The following is a 1868-nucleotide window of genomic DNA, read 5'->3' on the forward strand; positions in this document are numbered from 1 at the left end:
CATCTGACCGGAGACACGAGCCTCGTCGACGAGTTCCGGGACAGGCTCGCGGGCGAACGCCCCCTCGCCGAGGCGGACGGCAGCACACCGGTGCTGATGGGCCACTATCCGTCGCCGGTTGCGGCGGAGGTCCGCGCCCGCGCTCGGCAACTGCTCGACGGCCGCCCGCTGACACCGCGCATCGCGGTCCCGGACGACGCGCTCTTCCGGCAGATGGCCGAAGTCTGTGTCGACGACGAGGTCGGCGAGGAGTACGTCGCCCACCTGCGGGAGCAGGGCGGCTTCGAGGCGGCTCGGCGGAGTGTTGCCCAGACAGGCACTCCTCCCGAGGATTTCAGCGTCGCGATCATCGGTTCCGGGATGATCGGTCTGAACGCCGCGATCAAGCTCGGCCAGGCGGGCTTCCGTTACCAGGTCTTCGAGGAACGCGACGACCTCGGCGGCACGTGGTCGCGCAACACCTATCCGGGAGCCGCGGTCGACACCCCGAGCCACTTCTACTCGTACTCCTTCGAACTCAATCCCCGGTGGTCGAAGTACTACCCGACGGGACCTGAGTACCTCGAGTACCTGCGAGGCGTGGCCGCCAAGTACGACCTCTACTCGCACATCGCCTTCTCCACCAAGGTTCTCGGCTGCACCTGGCACGAGAACGACCAGGTCTGGGAGATCTCCGTCCGACACAAGGACGGCACCGTCCGGACGCGCCGCGCCAACGCGGTGGTCACCGCCACGGGTGTGCTCAACGGGCCGTCGACCCCGGACATCGAAGGTGCGAGTTCGTTCATGGGCACGATGATGCACACCGCCGAGTGGCACCACGATGTCGACCTGCGGGGCAAGCGGGTGGTCGTCCTCGGTGCGGGTTGCACGTCCGTACAGGTCGTCGCCGCCGTCGCCGACCAGGTGGAGTGCCTGGACATCGTGGCGCGCCAGCCGCACTGGGTCATTCCTGAAGGGCAGGTATCCGCCGGCGTGCCCGACGGCGTGCGGTGGGCGCTGGAGAACATCCCGTACTTCCACCAGTGGTTCCGGACGAAGACGTACTGGTGGGCCGCGGACAAGGGCTGGCCCGTGCCCCGGATCGACGAGGACTGGTATGCGACGCACGTGTCGGCGTCCCCGGCCAACGACGCGGTGATGCAGGCCTGTCTGCGCTATCTGGACGAGGCGTTCGCCGACCGCCCGGACCTCAAAGAGAAGCTGACACCGGACTTCCCGCCATTCGCCAAGCGAATCGTGAAGGACCCCGGCTTCTTCGAGGCCGTCAAGCGCGACAATGTGACGGTGCACCGGGCCTCCTTCCAGGAGATCCGCCCCGACGGTATCGTCACGACGGAGGGGAAGTTCCTCGCCGCCGACGTCATCATCTGGGCCACCGGCTTCAAGCTCGAATACCTCGGTTTCCTGGACGTGGTGGGCCGCGGCGGCGTCAGGCTGGCCGACGAGTGGGCGGAGCAGAACCCGCGGGCGTATCTGGGCATCACCGTTCCCGGCTTCCCCAACTTCTTCGTCACGGCCGGCCCGAACGCGGCTCCCAACCATGGCGGAGGCCACAACGTGACCAGTGAGGAGCACGTCCACTACACGGTCGAAAGCCTCCAGTACCTGATCGAGAACGGCCACTCCTCGATGGAGCCGACCTGGGAGGCGACCGAAGCGTACAACCAGCGGGTCGACGAGGAGCTGGACAAGACCGTCTGGAAGCACGGTGGATCGGCGGGTGGCTACTACCGCAACAAAGCCGGCCGAGCCTGGGTCAGTTGCCCCTGGCGTCTGGTCGACTACTGGGCCATGCTGCGCGCACCCCGGTCGGAAGACCACACGTTCTCCACACGCCGTACGCACTGACTTGACCGACGACAGGG

Annotated in this window: 1 protein-coding gene; it reads left to right on the top strand. The window is 67.1% G+C overall.

Annotated elements, in window-relative coordinates:
* Positions 1-1851 (top strand): flavin-containing monooxygenase (locus STRTUCAR8_RS40280; RefSeq protein WP_006382145.1); only part of this gene is annotated, 1851 nt, incomplete at its 5' end.
* Between the last annotated feature and the right edge of the window lie 17 nt (positions 1852-1868).

The sequence above is a fragment of the Streptomyces turgidiscabies Car8 genome (genome assembly GCF_000331005.1).
In the GTDB taxonomy this organism is placed as follows: domain Bacteria; phylum Actinomycetota; class Actinomycetes; order Streptomycetales; family Streptomycetaceae; genus Streptomyces; species Streptomyces turgidiscabies.